This is a genomic window from Pseudoalteromonas sp. JC3 (assembly GCF_030291895.1).
In the GTDB taxonomy this organism is placed as follows: domain Bacteria; phylum Pseudomonadota; class Gammaproteobacteria; order Enterobacterales; family Alteromonadaceae; genus Pseudoalteromonas.
Genome location: NZ_CP127855.1, coordinates 242,727 through 261,332 on the forward strand (window position 1 = coordinate 242,727; position 18,606 = coordinate 261,332).

Sequence of the window (18,606 nt, forward strand, 5' to 3'; positions counted from 1 at the left end):
GTAAGTCAGGGCAATGCGCTACACTAGCGCCAGTTTAGTTAATATTGGCAAGGTGCTGCAGTGACTAGTTTGCAGTCTTATCACACTTTTTCGCTGCCGTCGGGTTGCGAGTCCCTTATTGTTATCACAGATCCACATGCGCTGGTTGAGCTCGATTTCAGTCGTCCTTTCTTTTTAATTGGGGAAGGGAGTAATACCATTTTTCTGGAAAACTATGCTGGAACCGTTATTAAGCTTGCGACCTTAGGTGTCGATATCGAGCAACAAGATGATGATTATGTCGTTACAGTCGCAGCTGGAGAAAACTGGCACCAGCTCGTTACAAAGCTGCTTGATAACGGAATTGATGGGTTAGAGAACCTCGCATTGATCCCTGGTACCGTTGGTGCGGCACCGGTACAAAATATCGGCGCCTACGGTGTTGAAGTATCACAATTTATCACCGCCGTTAGAGGGTTTGATATCGCCGAGCGGCGCTTCACTACATTAACAAATGCAGAGTGTGAATTTGGCTATCGAGATTCAGTCTTTAAACACCGCCTAAAAGATAAGTTTGTTATTACTGAAGTGACATTGACTTTGCCTAAACGTTGGCAGCCAACGTTAAGTTATGGCCCTCTACAAAGCTTGAGTGATACAGCAACCGCGCAAGAGATTTGTGAAGCGGTGATAGTTACTCGAAACAGTAAATTGCCCGATCCTGCGACGCTTGCAAATGCCGGGAGCTTTTTTAAAAACCCAGTAGTTGATAGGGCGTTTGCAGCTCAGTTGCAAAGTAAATTTCCAGAGATGCCAGCGTTTGATGTGGACAATGACCATGTAAAACTTGCGGCTGGCTGGTTAATTGACAAAGCGGGTCTAAAAGGCTGCCACCGTGGAGCCATTCGTGTGTATGAGAAACAAGCACTGGTACTTGTTCATACTGGTGGCAGCACCGGTGAAGATTTAACACAGTTAGTGAGCCATATTCAGCAAACCGTTTGGCAAAAATTTGCTGTGTTACTCGAGCATGAAGTGCGCCTTATAACAAAGCATGGTGAATGTCAGTTACAAAGTGTGGAATGCCATGAAAACGCCTGATCATAAAAAGCAAACGATTTTAGCGGCCTTGAATAAAGGAGAATTTATCTCAGGGCAAGAACTTGGCGAGCAATTAGGTATTAGTCGCGCGGCTATTGCGAAGCATATAGCGGCGTTGCAAGAGATGGGCGTGGATATTTTTCGAGTCAATGGCCGCGGTTATAAACTCAATTATAGCTTACCGCTTATTCATCAAAGTAAGTTGAATACTCTATGGCAACAGCAGTTTCAAAGTGAGTGTCCAATCGAATATCACGCAATTATAGACTCAACGAATAGCGAGCTAATGCGTCGTTTGCAGGACAAGCAGAATATAGGCTCAGGCCATGTCTTGGTGGCTGAAATGCAGCAAGCTGGCAGAGGGCGCAGAGGTCGGGTATGGCAATCGCCCTTTGGTGCTAACCTTTATTACAGTTATTACTGGCAGTTTGACGCTGGCATGCAAGCGGCGATGGGCTTATCCATTGCTGTAGGACTTGCAGTATATGATGCGTTAAAGGTCCTTTATGGTATTTCCGTTGAACTAAAATGGCCAAACGATATATATCTCAACCAGCAAAAACTGGCGGGGATCTTGGTTGAACTAGAGGGGCAGGTGGAAGGGCCTTGCCATCTCGTGATTGGGATTGGGCTAAATATATGCATGCCAGAATCTGCCTCTAAACACATCGATCAAGCTTGGACAGATCTGCAAACGCACTTAGGCCAAATTGATAAAAATCAGTTAGTGGTGCAGCTCACTCACTCTTTGTCTGAGCGTCTTGCCCAGTATAAAGAGTCTGGACTGAGCGAAATGGTGACCGAATGGAATAGTCTAAATGCCTTTAAAGGTGACGCAGTGACCTTGAGTACAGGACAAAGAGAATGGCGTGGGATCTGTGAAGGCATCGATATGCAAGGAGGCTTATTGCTTAGGCAAGATGGTGAGCTTAAAGCTTTTTATGGCGGTGAAATTTCGTTAAGAAAGGTGATATCGTGAAACTGCTAATCGACGTAGGTAATACTGCAGTTAAATATGCGCTTGAGCATGAAGGCCGTATTAGTCCAGTAAAAGAAAGTGATATTGAATGGCAAAAGCTAACCGCAATTGTCTGCTCTCAGGTTGGTAAGGTGGCGGGATTACAGTGGGTGGAAAGTCGTGCCTCTGAGTTTGGTCTTGTGCTAGAGCAAGCACAAGTATCGGCAAGGCGAGCTGGGGTAACTTGCGCCTATCCTAGTTTTAAAAATTTGGGAATTGATAGGTGGCTTGCGGTACTCGCCGCGCATGCTCTATATCCAACACAAGATATTATCGTAATTGATTCTGGCACTGCGACCACGGTTGATGTAGTGACTGCACATGGGATACACATGGGAGGGTGGATTTTACCAGGTATCGATCTCATGATTTCCAGTATTACCGCGCGTGCAGAGCGGGTATTTTGTGATGAGAACACGCCTTTTGCCGCAGAATTTGCTAAAAATACACCAGAGGCGGTGAAAAATGGTGCGTTAGCCGCAACACTTGGGCTCGTACATAGTGCAAAACAGCAACTTAATAATGAGTCTGCGTTGGTATTGTGTGCAGGTGGATATGGCGAGTTAATAAAAAATCATGTGGCGTCAGCGGTTTTTGATGACCTTTTGGTATTCAAAGGGCTGTCAGTTTGGTGGAAAAACCCACAATAACTGTAAAAATGTCATGGGATTGGCTTAAAACTGAGCGTTTGAACAATAAATTTAAATTTTTTTGCATATTCCTGTTGCATCAAGTCAATGGTTGCTCTAATATCTCGCCCCGTACTAAAGCAGTGCCGACTTAGCTCAGTTGGTAGAGCAACTGACTTGTAATCAGTAGGTCATCCGTTCGACTCGGATAGTCGGCACCATCTTTTTACCCTATCTTGTATAGGATGCTTTAGGAAAGAATTTTACGTGGAGGGGTTCCCGAGCGGCCAAAGGGATCAGACTGTAAATCTGACGGCTCAGCCTTCGCTGGTTCGAATCCAGCTCCCTCCACCACTTTATTCTTGACGGTTAGAGGTAGTTAAGAACAGGTTCCTAAAGCGGGCATCGTATAATGGCTATTACCTCAGCCTTCCAAGCTGATGATGCGGGTTCGATTCCCGCTGCCCGCTCCAGTTCGTCTGGCGTGCTGATATAGCTCAGTTGGTAGAGCGCACCCTTGGTAAGGGTGAGGTCGGCAGTTCAAATCTGCCTATCAGCACCAGTCTCCGAAGAATCTTCTCAAATACTTCCTTTGAATTGTCGAAAAAATATTTATAATAGACTGAATAATTCTAATCCACACTCGTCGTGGATTATTTTTATATGTAATCTAGATACACAAAACTTATAGGTTTCGTCATGGCAAAAGAAAAGTTTGAACGCGTAAAACCGCACGTAAACGTAGGTACAATCGGCCACGTTGACCACGGTAAAACAACTCTAACTGCAGCAATCACTAACGTACTTGCAAAAGTATACGGTGGTGAAGCAAAAGACTTCGCATCAATCGATAACGCTCCAGAAGAGCGTGAGCGTGGTATCACAATCTCAACTTCACACGTTGAGTATGACACACCAACTCGTCACTATGCACACGTAGACTGTCCAGGACACGCTGACTATGTTAAAAACATGATCACAGGTGCTGCACAGATGGACGGCGCGATCCTAGTAGTTGCAGCTACTGACGGTCCTATGCCTCAAACACGTGAGCACATCCTACTTTCTCGTCAGGTTGGTGTACCTTACATCATCGTATTCATGAACAAATGTGACATGGTTGACGACGAAGAGCTACTAGAGCTAGTAGAGATGGAAGTTCGTGAACTACTTTCTGAGTACGACTTCCCAGGTGATGACCTACCACTAATCCAAGGTTCAGCGCTTAAAGCACTAGAAGGCGAAGAGCAGTGGGAAGCGAAGATCGTTGAGCTTGCAGAAGCACTAGATTCTTACATCCCAGAGCCAGAGCGTGACATCGATAAGCCATTCATCATGCCTATCGAAGACGTATTCTCAATCCAGGGTCGTGGTACAGTAGTAACAGGCCGTGTAGAAGCTGGTATCATCAACGTGAACGACGAAGTAGAAATCGTAGGTATTAAAGAAACTACGAAGACAACTTGTACGGGTGTTGAGATGTTCCGTAAGCTTCTAGACGAAGGTCGTGCGGGTGAGAACATCGGTGCACTACTACGTGGTACTAAGCGTGATGAAGTAGAGCGTGGTCAAGTACTATGTAAGCCTGGTTCAATCAAGCCACACACAAAATTCACTTCAGAAGTATACGTACTTTCGAAAGATGAAGGTGGTCGTCACACTCCTTTCTTCAAAGGTTACCGTCCACAGTTCTACTTCCGTACAACAGACGTAACTGGTGACATCCAGCTACCAGACGGCGTAGAAATGGTAATGCCAGGCGACAACATCAAGATGACTGTTGAGCTAATCGTACCAATCGCGATGGACGAAGGTCTACGTTTCGCTATCCGTGAAGGTGGCCGTACAGTAGGTGCTGGTGTTGTAGCAACAATCGAAGAGTAATCTTCGTAGCAGCGATTTTATATCGCGACCAGCAAAAAAAGGTCGTTCTCTGATAAAGAGTACGGCCTTTTTTAATGCCTTGTAGATGCGATTTTATATCGCGATCAATGAAAGGGTCATCCTCCAATAAGGCGTACAGACTTTTTAATGCCTCGTAGCAGCGATTTTATATCGCGACCAGTGAAAAGGGTCATTCTCAAATAAGAAATACAGATTTCTTAATACCTCGTAGCAGCGATTTTAGATCGCGATCAATGAAAAGGGTCATTCTCAAATAAGAAATACAGACTTTTTAATGCCTCGTAGCAGCGATTTTATATCGCGACCTGCGAACAGGGTCATTCTCCTATAGAAGCATCATTCCTGTCATTGTGATGTTTATAACGAACAACTCGATAATGTTCTTATATTTGCTTTCGATAGCTTAAAATCCATATTCTCACCATTTAATCTCCCTATTCTATATGCTGATATCCTGCCACCAGCCACGTAAAAATTTGGTTAATTGCGTAAAGGTGTGCACAATAAGCCCATATAAAACCTAAAATTAGGGAGTGTAAAGATGTTAGGTCTTTCGGCTCGCACAATTTCTGCTGTGCTCAGTATCACAATGTCACTATGTACTTTTGCAAGCTTTGCTAATGTAGATAAAGACAGATCCTATATTTTGGCAACAGCCTCATCTGGTGGCACTTTTTACCCAGTAGGCGTCGCGATTGCGACACTAACTAAGCTAAAAGTCACGCCGCAGCATGGCATGAGTGTCTCGGCCATTACCTCTGCTGGTTCTGGTGATAACCTCAAACTCATGCGTAATAAAGAAGCTGAACTGGCTATTCTACAGGGTCTTTACGGTGCGTGGGCGACACAGGGGACGGGGGCAATGGCATCCGTTGGCAAACAAGATTATCTGCGTTCTGTGACTATGCTGTGGCAAAACGTAGAGCACTTTGTCATTGCTAAGAAGTATGCCAAAACGGGCAACGTCTCAGATTTGAAAAACCTATATTCACAAGGGTTTGGCATTGGTAAGCGTAACTCTGGAACGGAAGGTTCTGGGAAGCACATCATGGCTGCACTGGGCGTTGATAGTGACAAATTCACTTTGGTGCATAAAGGTTACGCGGGCTCTTCTAGCGCCCTACAAAATGGTCAGATTGCGGGAATGAATATTCCAGCAGGAGTACCTGTCAGCGCTATTACAAGTGCTTATGCAGCCGATGCCAATGGTATCGCGGTGCTGGATTTTACTGATGAGCAGCTAAATAAAGTCAACGCTGAGGTAGAGCTATGGTCACGCTTCGAGATCCCAGCTAACACTTACCCCGGCCAAACTAACGCAATCAAAACGATTGCCCAGCCAAACTTTCTTGCTGCACATAAAGACATGAGTGAGGAAGATGTATATCTGCTCACCAAGGCAATTTATGAAAATTTAGTCTTTCTTCAAACCATCCATAAAGCGACTAAAGCCATGGCGATAGAAAAGGCACTCATGGGACTGCCTGCAAAACTACATCCCGGTGCGCTGAAGTATTATAAAGAAATAGGTATTGCCGTACCTGCTCATCTGCAGTAGCGCCGTCAACTAAGTAAAACGGGATAGTATCTATCAATGAGTAATAGTAGCAATGAGCAAAGCACATTAGTAGCACCAACAGCAGCTCGTGAGCGGATCGCTTTTTATTTAGCGATACTCACGAGTTTGTTGCACCTCTATTTTAACTTGGTCGCCACTTGGCCGGATAACTATATTTCAGCCATTCACTTCATGCTATTTGGTAGCATTATCTTGCTCACCTTGCCACTTAGAGTTGGCAAATTAGCAGTGCTTTCTTGCGTTATTGATATCGGGCTGTTTATCGGTTTAATCGTGAGCTGTGGCTATCTTGTTCTGTACAGTGATGCGCTGGCTGCGCGTAATTATGAATTTGCTGCGGCTGACTGGATAGCATCTTCCACCGCTGTACTCCTCGCGCTTGAGTTGGTCCGGCGCTGTATGGGCTGGTTTATCCCGATGATGATCCTACTGGCGATGAGCTATGTATTGTTTTTGGGACAGTATATCGATGGCGTGTTTCATTTTGCTGGTTTAAGCGCAGAAACTATTTTATTTCGCAATTACTTTGATGACGGCTTGTTTGGACCTATTGCTAAAATTTCTTGGACGTTTGTTTTTATGTTTATCCTGTTTGGCGCATTTCTAGTCCAAGCCGGAACAGGGGACTTTATCATTCGCTTTGCCAATGCGCTTGTCGGTCGCATGGTTGGCGGACAAGGACTTGTTGCTGTTGTGAGCTCGGGTATGATGGGCTCCGTATCGGGCTCTGCTATCGCGAATACAGCGGCGACTGGGGTGATCACCATTCCATTAATGAAGAGAGCTGGCTTTCCTGCAAAGTTTGCGGCAGCAGTTGAAGCCGGAGCATCGACTGGAGGTCAGCTGATCCCGCCGATTATGGGGGCAGGTGTATTTGTGATGGCCTCTTATACTCAAATTCCTTATCTTACGATAATTTCGGCGGCCTTTGTTCCCGCACTGCTTTATTTCGCATCTATTGCCATCTTTGTACGTATCCAAGCTAAACGTTTGAATATCCAGCCAGCATTAGAGTCAGAGCAATTAAGTGCTTGGCAAGAACTGAAGTCCGGTTGGCATCATTTATTACCTATCGTGTTGCTCGTAACATTGATGATTTATGGCTTTACGCCAACTTATGCAGTTAGTATTGCGACGCTCAGTGTGTGTCTGTTTTCTTTGTTTTCATCTTCGCCGATGAGGTGGTCAAAGATTTTGGCTGCGCTTGCGAATGCAACTGAAAACAGCGCTAAGACAGCAATATTATTGGTGGCCATTGGTATGCTGGTTAATTGTATTTCGATCAGCTCCTTAGGGGTTACTTTTTCTCTAATGATAAATGAATGGGCGGGAGCAAGCTTGATACTGTTGTTGGTATTGATTGCATTGGCCTCGTTAATTATCGGTATGGGACTGCCAGTGACGGCATCGTATATTGTGTTGGCAACGCTTTCTGCACCGGCTTTGTATGGCTTGATCAGCCAGTCAGCACTGGTAGAGATCATAGTAAATGGTCAACTCAATGACACAGCGACGATGATGATGAGTATGATGGCGCCAGCGCTAGGAGAGATATACAACCAGCCAAATATTACAGCGGCTCAAGTGTCTACTATTTTGGCAAGCTTGCCGCCAGAGGCTATTGATATTATTCGCAGTAGCCAATTTGATGCCACGCATTTGGCCATGATGCTACTTTCTGCCCATATGATTATTTTTTGGTTATCGCAAGATAGCAATGTGACACCGCCGGTATGCTTAGTCGCTTTTACCGCCGCGGGAATTGCCAAAACACCGCCGATGGCAACAGGTATAGAAGCATGGAAAACGGCCAAAGCGCTATACATCGTTCCCTTACTGTTTGCTTATACACCGTTTATTGGGGGGAGTAACTTCGAGATCATGCAGGTTTTTTTCACCGCGCTTGTGGGAATGTACGCTTTGGTAGCAGCGATATACGGTTATGCAGAGGCGAAGCTCAATAAACCAATCAGGATGGTGTTAGCGCTTTTAGGTATCGCTTTAGTTTGGCCGCATCAAATGATCTCTGTAGATATAGCGGCGGCACTATGTGTTATTGCTGTTGTTATAAAGCAAGTAGTAGATAATCGTCTAACTTAAGCTTTGCTATGCACCATAAAGTAGGCCCCTAAATTGGGGCCTTATGATATTAGACGATATGCTGAATAGACTGATGTATTCGAGCAGGTAGCAGGGTTTTTAAGTACCGCTCTAAAGTATGTAGTGATTCTGTGCCGCGAATGCCCACGGCTTCATCTTGTTCTATAAAGCCTTGCTCTTTTAGACTAGTAACAAACGCACTGAGCACTTTTTTATCAAAAAACTCTGGGCTTTTGATACCGTGTAAAGTTCCTAGTCGGTCGGCAAGAAGTGCACTTTCTTTTTCAAGCTCGCTACGACTTAATCCTTGATGACGCTTAACGAGGTTAATCGTGATTGCATAGCGTTCAAGCGTTAAGTGGATCACTTTACCTAGCATTTCTAATTGTGCCAATGCGCTACCATCTTTGTTAACTGAGGCAAGGTGACCATCAAAGGTGATCAGATCCTTAGCCGCAAAGTATTCAAAAATGGACTCTATATATCCTGTCTTAAGGTCTGTTAAGAACCACTCTTTTGCAAACAAGGGATACAACAGCGCTACCTCTTTGCGGCACTCATCAACAGTCAAGCTGTAGCGATTGAAGAGCTGCTGAGCGATTAAGCTTGGTACGGCAAACAGGTGCAGAATATTGTTACGGTAATAATTAAGCAGAGCGCGTTCTTTTTCCTTAACACTAATGATGCTGCCAAAACTGTCTTCAATAATATCGAACTTATCAAGCTTAAGCGCATGATCGAGTAGGCCCTCAGGACTCGAATCTGGCACCGTCGCATTGTCGTGATAAGGTGCATGTCTGTGTAGTCCAAGATACAAATCGAGCTGTTGTAGCAGTTGTGATTTAGGCAATGCAAATTGCTCGTTACTCAGCAAAATTGTCGCAAGCAAATTAACTGAGTTCAGTGCTGCTGAGTTATTTATCTCAGTCATGATGACATCAGCGAGATCGGCAACTTGCTTGTTCAGCCAAGCTGGCTTTTGAGTTTCGGTGGGGTGGATAGAATCACGCCAATCTGGTTGATGTTCATTTAAAAATTGGTTGACGGATATCGGATCGCCAAAATTTAAATACCCTCTACCATAGTTTTTAAGGTTCTTAATCGCCTTAAAAATACCAAAGATAGACTCATTTTTCTTACTGTTGCCAGCCAGCTCTTTGAGGTAGGTGTTGATCTCCATAACATGTTCGTAGCCGAGATAAACGGGCACTAATGATATAGGTCTATCAATGCCGCGAAGCATAGATTGCAGTGTCATTGCCAGCATCCCCGTTTTTGGTGGTAGTAGACGACCTGTACGACTGCGGCCGCCTTCGGTATAAAACTTAACGGAATACCCTTTGATAAATAACTGACTTAAATATTCCTTGAATACCGCGGAATAGAGTTTGTTGCCCGAAAAAGAGCGGCGAATAAAGAAGGCACCACTACGACGGAAAATCGGGCCCGCAGGGAAAAAGTTGAGATTAACGCCAGCTGCGATATGCGGTGGTACTAAACCCTGATGGTAAATCACATAAGTTAGAAGCAAGTAATCCATATGGCTACGATGACATGGCACGTAAATGATCTCATGTCCTTTGTCCGCAAGTGCTTGTACTTTGTCTGAGTTATTAACTTCAATACCATTATAAAGCTTGTTCCACAGCCAAGTGAGGGCCCTGTCAGCTACGCGCACCATGGCGTCTGAATAGTTTGCGGCTATTTCGTCTAATAATCTAAGTGCTTGTAATCTTGCTTCTTCCTGACTTAGACCTTTTGCCTTTGCTTCTTCTGCAATGGCCTTTTTAATGCTTTGCGACGCTAAGATAGAATTAAATAGCTGCTCACGTGATGGTAATTTGGGGCCGGTAGCAGCCAACTTTTGACGACGGAAGTGCACGCGTGCAACGCGCAGCAGCTTATGTGGCAGCTCCTCAACGTCAGCTTTATCGTTTAACAATTGATTGAGTTCAATCGGGCGGGAAAATCGAACAAAGTTATCCCTGCCTGAAAACAAGATCACAAAGCATTTGCGTAGCCAGCTCGGTGTTAATGAGTTGGATAATAAGGTTCCCACACCAGGCTTTTCTTTACCTGGATTACGACCCCACAATATAGTGACTGGAATAACTTGCGCATCGGTATTGTCGCTATCTTTTAAGGCTTCAAAAATCGCTTTGCTATGTTCAAGCGCATCACTTGGTTTATGACTATTACCAAAGACACTTGGCGGAGTCTGGATCCCAACAAAACGATTGAGCTCTTTATTGCCAATTCGCGCTTTTTGAGACGGCCTTGGTAAACCAAGCTTTTTACACATAACTTCTAGCGCGACCATGTCTGATACCGAGTCGAGTCTCGCTACATAAAATGTGGGAATGCTGGGATCTAGCTCGTAATCCTCAATGGGATGCTCTGGCAATACTTTACTTTTAACAAAAAGCCAGTTGCTACAGCGAGCGATGGTTGTTAGCAAATAAGAAAAAATCTGCATGGGAATACCGAACAATTATCATTAACCATAGAATACCAAGATTTAACTGGACTGACCATTTTCAAAGGTGTCATCCATGTTTTCCTGCCGCAATATATCTATGGAAGATTAACAGAAGCAAATGCTTGAGTAGAGTGAATTTTGCTCTAAGTGCTTTTTGTGAGTGAAATATTGTGTATGTTCAATGCGCTTTATCTGCGCGACAGCGCCTACGGATCCGAGCGATAAAATTACTTTGTATTAGTTGTTGCATTTATCACCAATATCACTATAATATGCAGACTTTCTTGACCATAGTGTCTAGGAAAGTAAATGAAAGGTCTGGATTTCAGGCCCTATGAACAGGAACTCCAATTGTGAGTTCAACGGTAGAAATAAATTAACAACCGACTTCTCAGGAATAATTGAGTTAGTCTCGGTCGTTTTTTTATGCTCTTTTTAAATGCTCTTTTTATTTTGAGGTTTAAGAATGTCAAATCAACGCATTCGTATTCGCCTAAAAGCTTTTGACCACCGTTTGATTGACCAATCAACGGCGGAAATCGTGGAAACAGCGAAGCGCACTGGTGCACAGGTTCGTGGTCCAATCCCACTACCTACGCGCAAAGAACGTTTCACAGTATTGATCTCTCCGCACGTAAATAAAGACGCGCGTGATCAGTATGAAATCCGCACCCACAAACGTCTGATCGACATCGTAGAACCAACTGACAAGACTGTAGACGCTCTAATGCGCCTAGACCTTGCTGCTGGTGTTGATGTTCAAATCAGCCTGGGTTAATCGGAAGATTAGAGAGGTTTTAGGAAAATGGCATTAGGTCTAGTCGGTCGTAAAGTGGGTATGACACGTATCTTCACTGAAGATGGTGTATCTATCCCTGTGACAGTTATCGAAGCGACTCCTAACCGTGTTACGCAGATCAAATCTGACGCAACTGACGGTTATAACGCGCTTCAAGTTACTGCAGGCGAGAAAAAAGCAAGCCGTGTAAACAAACCAGCAGCGGGTCACTTCGCTAAAGCTGGCGTTGAAGCGGGTCGCGGCCTGTGGGAATTCCGTCTTAACGGCGGTGAAGGTGAATTTGAAGTAGGTTCAGAGCTAACTGTTGAACTTTTCACAGAAGTGAAAAAAGTAGACGTTACTGGTACTTCAAAAGGTAAAGGTTTCCAAGGTGGTGTTAAGCGCTGGAACTTCAGCATGCAAGACGCAACTCACGGTAACTCTCTATCTCACCGTGCTCCTGGTTCAATCGGTCAAAACCAGTCTCCTGGTAAAGTTTTCAAAGGTAAGAAAATGGCCGGTCAAATGGGTAATGTTCGTTCAACGACACAGAACCTTGAACTAGTACGTGTTGACGCAGAGCGTAACTTGCTTTTAGTTAAAGGTGCAGTACCTGGCGCTATCGGCGGTGACGTTATCGTTAAACCAGCTGTTAAAGCATAAGTCCTGGAGATTTAGTGATGGAATTAGCAATTAAAGGCGCTGGCGCGCTTGAAGTTTCCGAAGCTACTTTTGGACGTGAGTTTAACGAAGCATTAGTACACCAAGTAGTTGTTGCTTATGCAGCAGGTGCTCGTCAAGGTACTAAAGCTCAACTGACACGTTCTGAAGTACGCGGTGGTGGTAAGAAACCATTCCGCCAAAAAGGTACTGGCCGTGCACGTGCTGGTACAATCCGCAGCCCAATCTGGCGCAGCGGTGGTGTGAGCTTTGCAGCTAAGCCGCAAGATCACAGCCAAAAAGTTAACCGTAAAATGTATCGCGGTGCGATCAAGAGCATTCTTTCTGAGCTTGTTCGTCAAGATCGTCTAGTAGTTGTTGAAAACTTTGGTCTAGAAGCACCAAAGACTAAAGAACTAGTAGCTAAGCTTAAAGAACTTGAGCTTAAAGACGTACTAATCGTGACTGAAGAAGTAGATGAGAATCTATTCCTTTCTGCACGTAACCTGTACAAGGTTGACACGCGTGACGTAGCTGGCATCGATCCAGTAAGCCTAATCGCTTTCGATAAGGTTCTGATTACTGCTGCTGCTGTTAAGCAACTTGAGGAGGCGCTAGCATGATCCGTGAAGAACGTCTTTTAAAAGTAATCCTTGCTCCACACATCTCTGAGAAGAGCACTGTATCTGCTGAAGAAAACAACACTATCGTTTTCAAAGTAGCTAAAGATGCAAACAAAGCAGAAATCAAAGCTGCTATTGAAAAGCTTTTCGAAGTAGAAGTAACTGGTGTTCGCACTCTAAATGTTAAGGGTAAGACAAAGCGTACTGGTATGCGTTTTGGCCGTCGTAGCGATTGGAAAAAAGCATACGTTACTCTTAAAGAAGGTAGCGAGCTAGACTTTGTCGGCGGCGCCGAGTAATAAGGGGAGTTAGAATTATGGCACTTCAAAAGTGTAAACCAACTTCTGCGGGTCGTCGTCACGTCGTTAAAGTGGTTAACCCTGATCTACACAAGGGTAAGCCTTACGCTCCGCTATTAGAGAAAAACTCTAAATCAGGTGGTCGTAACAACAACGGTCGTATCACGGTTCGTCACATCGGTGGTGGTCATAAGCAGCACTACCGTGTAATCGACTTTACACGCACAAAAGATGGCATTCCAGCTAAAGTTGAGCGTCTAGAGTACGATCCAAACCGTAGCGCAAACATCGCTCTTGTATTATATGCAGACGGTGAGCGTCGTTACATTATTGCACCTAAGGGTCTTAAAGCAGGTGATGCAATCCAATCTGGTGTTGATGCACCAATCAAGGTTGGTAACACACTACCTATGCGTAATATCCCTGTAGGTTCTACTGTACACAACGTTGAACTTAAACCTGGCAAAGGTGCACAAATTGCACGTTCTGCTGGTGCTTACGTACAGATCCTTGCTCGTGAAGGTCAATACGTAACACTACGTCTTCGCTCTGGCGAAGTTCGTAAGGTTGAGTCTGATTGTCGTGCGACTCTTGGCGAAGTAGGTAACGCAGAACACATGCTACGTTCACTAGGTAAAGCTGGTGCAAATCGTTGGCGTGGTATCCGTCCTACAGTTCGTGGTGTTGCCATGAACCCGATTGACCACCCACACGGTGGTGGTGAAGGTCGTACTTCTGGTGGTCGTCACCCTGTATCTCCATGGGGCGTACCTACTAAAGGTTACAAGACTCGTAAGAACAAGCGTACTGATAAGTTTATCGTACGTCGTCGTACTAAATAATAGTTGAGGAATTGCCATGCCACGTTCTCTCAAGAAAGGTCCATTTATTGACCTACACTTGCTGAAGAAGGTAGAGAAAGCGTTGGAAAGCGGTGACAAGAAGCCAATTAAAACTTGGAGCCGTCGTTCAATGATCATACCTAACATGATCGGATTGACCATCGCTGTCCATAATGGTCGTCAGCACGTTCCTGTGTTCATCACAGACGAAATGATCGGTCACAAACTGGGTGAATTTGCACCTACACGTACTTACCGCGGTCACGCTGCGGATAAGAAAGCTAAGAAGCGTTAATCGGAGGGTATGATGGAAGCATTAGCTAAACACAAATTCGCCTCTGGTTCGGCGCAGAAAGCACGTCTAGTGGCAGATCAGATCCGTGGACTTCCGGTTGATCGCGCGCTAGAAATCCTGGCGTACAGCCCGAAGAAAGCGGCTGTATTAGTTAAGAAAGTACTTGAGTCTGCTATCGCGAACGCGGAGCACAACGAAGGTGCTGACATTGATGAGCTTAAAGTGGCTAAAGTATTTGTAGACGAAGGTCCTACAATGAAACGTATTATGCCACGTGCTAAAGGACGCGCAGACCGCATCCTTAAGCGTACAAGCCACATCACTGTTGTGGTATCGGATAGCTAGGAGATATAAGTAATGGGACAAAAAGTTCATCCTACTGGTATTCGCCTAGGTATCTCAAAGCCTTGGGTATCTACTTGGTACGCGAATACAAAAGATTTCTCTGAACAGCTTTTTGGCGATCACAAAGTACGTCAATACCTTACTAAGGAATTGAAAAGTGCTTCTGTAGCTAAGATCGTTATCGAGCGTCCAGCTAAATCAATCCGTGTAACAATTCACACAGCTCGTCCTGGTGTTGTTATCGGTAAAAAAGGTGAAGATGTTGAAAAGCTTCGCCAAGCTGTAACTAAGCTTGCTGGTGTACCTGCGCAAATCAACATCGCAGAAGTACGCAAGCCAGAGCTAGATGCACAATTAGTTGCTGACGGTATTTCTTCTCAGCTAGAGCGTCGTGTTATGTTCCGTCGTGCTATGAAGCGCGCAGTACAGAACGCAATGCGTCTAGGTGCTAAGGGTATCAAAGTTGAAGTAAGCGGCCGTCTAGGCGGTGCTGAAATCGCACGTTCTGAGTGGTACCGTGAAGGTCGTGTACCTCTACACACTCTACGTGCTGATATCGACTACGCAACTTCAGAAGCTTTGACCACTTACGGTATCATCGGTGTTAAGGTTTGGATCTTCAAAGGCGAAGTAATTGGTGGTCTTCCACTAGTTCAAGAGCAAGAGAAGCCAGCTAAACGTGCGCCGAAGAAAGCTAAAAAAAGTGCTAAGTAAGAGGTAGCGACTAATGTTACAGCCAAAACGTACAAAATTCCGTAAGGTACACAAAGGCCGCAACCGTGGTCTGGCTACCAGCGGTAACAAAGTTAGCTTCGGTTCTTTCGGCTTGAAAGCGACTGGCCGTGGCCGTATGACTGCTCGTCAAATCGAAGCAGCTCGTCGTGCTATGACACGTCACGTCAAGCGTCAAGGTAAAATCTGGATCCGTGTATTCCCAGATAAGCCAATTACAGAAAAACCGCTTGAAGTTCGTATGGGTAAAGGTAAAGGTTCTGTTGAATACTGGGTTGCTGAAATTCAGCCTGGTAAAGTTCTTTACGAAATGGAAGGTGTTTCTGAAGAGCTTGCTCGTGAAGCATTCAACCTTGCTTCTCGTAAACTACCATTCAAGACAACTTTCGTAACTCGGACGGTAATGTAATGAAAGCTAGCGAATTAAAAGACAAAAGCGTAGAAGAGCTAAATGCTGAACTTCTAGAGCTACTTCGTGAGCAGTTTAATCTGCGCATGCAAGCGAGCACTGGTCAGCTAGCTCAAACTCACGAACTGAGAAAAGTACGTCGCAACATTGCGCGTGTTAAAACGGTTATTAACCAGAAGGCAGGTGCATAATGAGCGATAAGATCCGTACTCTTCAAGGTCGTGTAGTAAGCGATAAAATGGACAAATCAATCGTTGTTGCTATCGAGCGTCAGGTTAAACACCCGATCTACGGTAAGTTCATCAAGCGTACAACTAAGTTGCACGCACACGATGAAAACAACACGGCACTAGCAGGTGACGTCGTGACTATTCGCGAATGTGCGCCAATCTCTAAGAAAAAATCTTGGACGCTAGTTGACGTGATTGAACGTCCTAAGAAAGCTTAATTTTAGTTTTTAACTAAATTAGACTTTTGATAAAGCCCCAGCATCAGCTGGGGCTTTTGCGTTTCTGGATGTATGTTTGAGCGCAACGAAGATGGTTGGTTGTTACCTCTATATACTTATTTGTTCCAGAGTAGATAGCTTTACCGCAGTGCTGGACGTAATACGCTGCTCCTTATACAACAAGATAATCATAAATATGGAGCATTAAAGGTCGTTACTTTACTTTGTTCGATTTTTAATCGGTACATTTCTTTACTAAATCAAAAAACACGACAATGATTATTGTATTAAATACAAGCTAATAGTTTTGGCATCTATGAATGCTGATAGGCTTATCTATAAATACAATGTCAGGTGCTTTTATGCTTTCTAAGTTAAGGTTAAGCCAACAATTATCTACTTCATTTGGAGTAATGATTGTACTTATGGTTGCACTCTCTAGCGTCGCTTATATTGGATTGAATGGCGGTTATAGTAATTTTGTTGAGTATCGCTCTTTGGCAAGAGCGAGCAATCTAGCAAGTACATTGGAAGCTAACTTGCTCTCACTTAGGATCAATGTGCTGAATTATTTGAAGCAGCAATCAAAAGACGATATTGAACAATTTGAACAGAAAGTGAAGCTTTTACATGATGCATTAGCAGAAGCCAAGGAGGCTCTTAATCAAAAAGAAAGCAAGCAGCTTATTGAAAAAAGTGAAACAGCTTTGGTTACATATGAAACTGCTTTTAGGGAGATTATGGCACTTTATGGTCGTAGAAATACTGTGGTTCATGACGGGCTGGATAAAATAGGCCCTCAAATGCGCAAGAATATTTCGCAATTAATAGAATCTAGCATTGATATGGGTGACTTTGAAGGACTTGCGGCTGCTACACATATGCAGGAAAAGCTGCTGCTAGGAAGACTTTTCGTAACGAAATTCTTAGTGAGTAACCAGTTAAATGACTACAACAGAGCCATGGATGAACTAAAGCAAGAGAAGATGTTTCTAACTCAGTCTAAGTCTAGGTTTATGAATGAAAATGCAAAAAATTTACTGTTTGATATAGAACAATCAGGAGAACGCTACTTAGATGGAGTGAGAGAAGTACAAGATATTATCACAGAGAGAAATCGACTGATTACCGAAGTACTAAATATTAATGGTCAAAATATCGCAGAGCATTTGGCACGTGTGAAAGAATCGATCAAGGAAAGGCAGGATGAATTAGGTCCCATAGCTCAAAGTGAGAGTAGGAAGACAGTAACAATTATTATTGCAGTATCTGTTGTGGTGATTTTGTTAGGCTGCTTTTTAAGTTGGTATATCACACGACTAATCAAAGCCCCTATTGGTGGGGAGCCAAAAGAAATCGCGGAAGTGGCATCAAGGATAGCCAGTGGCGACCTCACAATACAGTTTGACAGGGGGGAATCGGTCAGCGGTATTTATTTGGCAATGCGTGATATGGCTGACAAACTAAAAGCCATCATTGCAGAAATTCAAAGCTCCACACATGCATTGTCTTCCTCGTCAGAAACACTTAGTGCTATCACTGCCCAGTCTAAACAAGGGGCGGATAACCAAATGGAGCAACTCAGTCATAGTGCAGTTTCGATGAATGAAATGGCTGCCACGATTGCTGAGATAACCCAAAGTGCCCAGCTCGCAGCAGATGCTGCGACTGATGCGGATTCTCAATCTAATTCAGGTGTTCAAGTTGTCGTTGCAACACAGCAAGCAATGGAAGGCCTAGTTGGTAAAATAGAAAATGTTAGCAAAACCATTGAGAATCTTGAACAAGAAACAGAATCGGTTGGTTCTATTTTGGATGTTATCAGGGGGATAGCGGAGCAAACTAATTTGTTGGCGCTCAACGCAGCGATTGAAGCCGCAAGAGCAGGTGAACAAGGACGAGGCTTTGCCGTAGTGGCTGACGAGGTGAGAAGCCTTGCGAGTCGCACCCAGAAGAGTACAGATGAAATTCAAGAGATGATCTCTAAATTGCAAAATGAAGCGAAGCGCTCCGTTGGCATGATGCGAGATAACGTTAAAGATGCTAAAGATACAGCAGACAAATCGGCGAAAACGGATGAAGTGTTACAAGCGATTTCTTCATCTGTGAGCACAATTAAAGATATGAATCTACAAATTGCCAGTGCTTCTGAGGAGCAAAACACGGTTACACAGCAGCTTTCGCAAAGTGTGACAGAAATCAGTGAAACTGCACAAGAGACTGCTACGGGAGCCGAGCGCGCGTCAGACGAAGCATTATCGCTGTTGTCTTTATCCCGCACACTCGATAAGTCGGTGAGCAGTTTTAGGTTATAAGTGATGATACTAAGCATTGGGGGATAGCACTAAAGTGTGCTGTTTTTTTACAGTACAGCCGTTATGCTAG

The 18,606-nt window shown here is 44.3% G+C and carries 19 protein-coding genes and 4 tRNA genes; 22 read left to right on the forward strand and 1 reads right to left on the reverse strand.

The window, feature by feature from the left end; all coding sequences use genetic code 11:
- The first annotated feature begins 60 nt into the window (after window positions 1–60).
- The 10 genes from murB (at window position 61) to QSH61_RS01015 (ending at window position 8,311) form a co-directional block, all read left to right on the forward strand.
- Entirely contained in the window at window positions 61–1,080 is a 1,020-nt protein-coding gene (gene murB / locus QSH61_RS00970) for a UDP-N-acetylmuramate dehydrogenase (RefSeq protein WP_206471657.1), read from the forward strand.
- Window positions 1,067–2,059, forward strand: a complete 993-nt coding sequence (gene birA / locus QSH61_RS00975) for a bifunctional biotin--[acetyl-CoA-carboxylase] ligase/biotin operon repressor BirA (protein WP_174170915.1) — start codon at window positions 1,067–1,069, stop codon at window positions 2,057–2,059. The genes murB and birA overlap by 14 nt, the downstream gene beginning before the upstream one ends.
- Window positions 2,056–2,748 carry a type III pantothenate kinase gene (locus tag QSH61_RS00980; RefSeq protein ID WP_010607927.1) on the forward strand — a complete coding sequence of 231 codons (693 nt, stop codon included), beginning with the start codon at window positions 2,056–2,058 and terminating at the stop codon, window positions 2,746–2,748. The genes birA and QSH61_RS00980 overlap by 4 nt, the downstream gene beginning before the upstream one ends.
- A 124-nt stretch (window positions 2,749–2,872) precedes the next feature.
- Window positions 2,873–2,948, forward strand: a tRNA-Thr gene (locus tag QSH61_RS00985).
- 48 nt (window positions 2,949–2,996) lie between these two features.
- Window positions 2,997–3,081: transfer RNA gene (locus QSH61_RS00990), tRNA-Tyr, on the forward strand.
- Window positions 3,082–3,125: 44 nt separating this feature from the next.
- Window positions 3,126–3,200: transfer RNA gene (locus QSH61_RS00995), tRNA-Gly, on the forward strand.
- 13 nt (window positions 3,201–3,213) lie between these two features.
- Window positions 3,214–3,289: transfer RNA gene (locus QSH61_RS01000), tRNA-Thr, on the forward strand.
- Between the two features lie 137 nt (window positions 3,290–3,426).
- Window positions 3,427–4,611 (forward strand): elongation factor Tu, encoded by a 1,185-nt coding sequence (gene tuf / locus QSH61_RS01005; protein ID WP_119230648.1) that lies wholly within the window; start codon window positions 3,427–3,429, stop codon window positions 4,609–4,611.
- Between the two features lie 562 nt (window positions 4,612–5,173).
- Window positions 5,174–6,190: a TAXI family TRAP transporter solute-binding subunit gene (locus QSH61_RS01010; RefSeq protein WP_206471658.1), complete on the forward strand. Its 1,017-nt coding sequence runs from the start codon at window positions 5,174–5,176 to the stop codon at window positions 6,188–6,190.
- A gap of 36 nt (window positions 6,191–6,226) precedes the next feature.
- Window positions 6,227–8,311, forward strand: coding sequence for a TRAP transporter permease (locus QSH61_RS01015; RefSeq protein WP_174170914.1), 2,085 nt, complete (start codon window positions 6,227–6,229; stop codon window positions 8,309–8,311).
- Between the two features lie 49 nt (window positions 8,312–8,360).
- On the opposite strand, the gene plsB is transcribed toward QSH61_RS01015, so the two are convergent.
- Window positions 8,361–10,787 (reverse strand): glycerol-3-phosphate 1-O-acyltransferase PlsB, encoded by a 2,427-nt coding sequence (gene plsB, locus QSH61_RS01020; RefSeq protein ID WP_206471659.1) that lies wholly within the window; start codon window positions 10,785–10,787, stop codon window positions 8,361–8,363.
- Window positions 10,788–11,256: 469 nt separating this feature from the next.
- On the opposite strand from plsB, the gene rpsJ reads away from it, so the two are divergent.
- From rpsJ to QSH61_RS01080, 12 genes are all read left to right on the forward strand, one after another.
- On the forward strand, window positions 11,257–11,568 hold the full coding sequence (gene rpsJ / locus QSH61_RS01025) for a 30S ribosomal protein S10 (RefSeq protein WP_010376390.1): 312 nt from the start codon (window positions 11,257–11,259) through the stop codon (window positions 11,566–11,568).
- A 27-nt stretch (window positions 11,569–11,595) separates the two neighbouring features.
- A complete protein-coding gene (rplC, locus tag QSH61_RS01030; RefSeq protein ID WP_010376387.1) occupies window positions 11,596–12,231 on the forward strand; it encodes a 50S ribosomal protein L3 in 636 nt (211 codons plus the stop codon).
- A 17-nt stretch (window positions 12,232–12,248) separates the two neighbouring features.
- Complete coding sequence (rplD, locus tag QSH61_RS01035) at window positions 12,249–12,851, forward strand: 50S ribosomal protein L4 (RefSeq protein ID WP_088529602.1); 603 nt, start codon at window positions 12,249–12,251, stop codon at window positions 12,849–12,851.
- The gene (gene rplW / locus QSH61_RS01040) at window positions 12,848–13,150 is read left to right on the forward strand and encodes a 50S ribosomal protein L23 (protein ID WP_095728987.1); all 303 of its coding nucleotides are present in this window, start codon (window positions 12,848–12,850) and stop codon (window positions 13,148–13,150) included. Before rplD ends, rplW begins: the two co-directional genes overlap by 4 nt.
- A gap of 17 nt (window positions 13,151–13,167) precedes the next feature.
- Window positions 13,168–13,992, forward strand: a complete 825-nt coding sequence (gene rplB, locus QSH61_RS01045; RefSeq protein ID WP_010607737.1) for a 50S ribosomal protein L2 — start codon at window positions 13,168–13,170, stop codon at window positions 13,990–13,992.
- Between the two features lie 16 nt (window positions 13,993–14,008).
- The gene (rpsS, locus tag QSH61_RS01050) at window positions 14,009–14,287 is read left to right on the forward strand and encodes a 30S ribosomal protein S19 (RefSeq protein WP_010376377.1); all 279 of its coding nucleotides are present in this window, start codon (window positions 14,009–14,011) and stop codon (window positions 14,285–14,287) included.
- Window positions 14,288–14,299: 12 nt separating this feature from the next.
- Window positions 14,300–14,632 carry a 50S ribosomal protein L22 gene (gene rplV, locus QSH61_RS01055; protein WP_010376375.1) on the forward strand — a complete coding sequence of 111 codons (333 nt, stop codon included), beginning with the start codon at window positions 14,300–14,302 and terminating at the stop codon, window positions 14,630–14,632.
- Window positions 14,633–14,644: 12 nt separating this feature from the next.
- Entirely contained in the window at window positions 14,645–15,346 is a 702-nt protein-coding gene (gene rpsC, locus QSH61_RS01060; RefSeq protein ID WP_010376374.1) for a 30S ribosomal protein S3, read from the forward strand.
- A 13-nt stretch (window positions 15,347–15,359) separates the two neighbouring features.
- A complete protein-coding gene (rplP, locus tag QSH61_RS01065) occupies window positions 15,360–15,773 on the forward strand; it encodes a 50S ribosomal protein L16 (RefSeq protein ID WP_095728988.1) in 414 nt (137 codons plus the stop codon).
- Window positions 15,773–15,964: a 50S ribosomal protein L29 gene (rpmC, locus tag QSH61_RS01070; protein ID WP_058031280.1), complete on the forward strand. Its 192-nt coding sequence runs from the start codon at window positions 15,773–15,775 to the stop codon at window positions 15,962–15,964. Before rplP ends, rpmC begins: the two co-directional genes overlap by 1 nt.
- Entirely contained in the window at window positions 15,964–16,221 is a 258-nt protein-coding gene (rpsQ, locus tag QSH61_RS01075; RefSeq protein ID WP_023398452.1) for a 30S ribosomal protein S17, read from the forward strand. Before rpmC ends, rpsQ begins: the two co-directional genes overlap by 1 nt.
- Before the next feature lie 362 nt (window positions 16,222–16,583).
- A complete protein-coding gene (locus QSH61_RS01080) occupies window positions 16,584–18,536 on the forward strand; it encodes a methyl-accepting chemotaxis protein (RefSeq protein WP_227387600.1) in 1,953 nt (650 codons plus the stop codon).
- Window positions 18,537–18,606 lie beyond the last annotated feature (70 nt).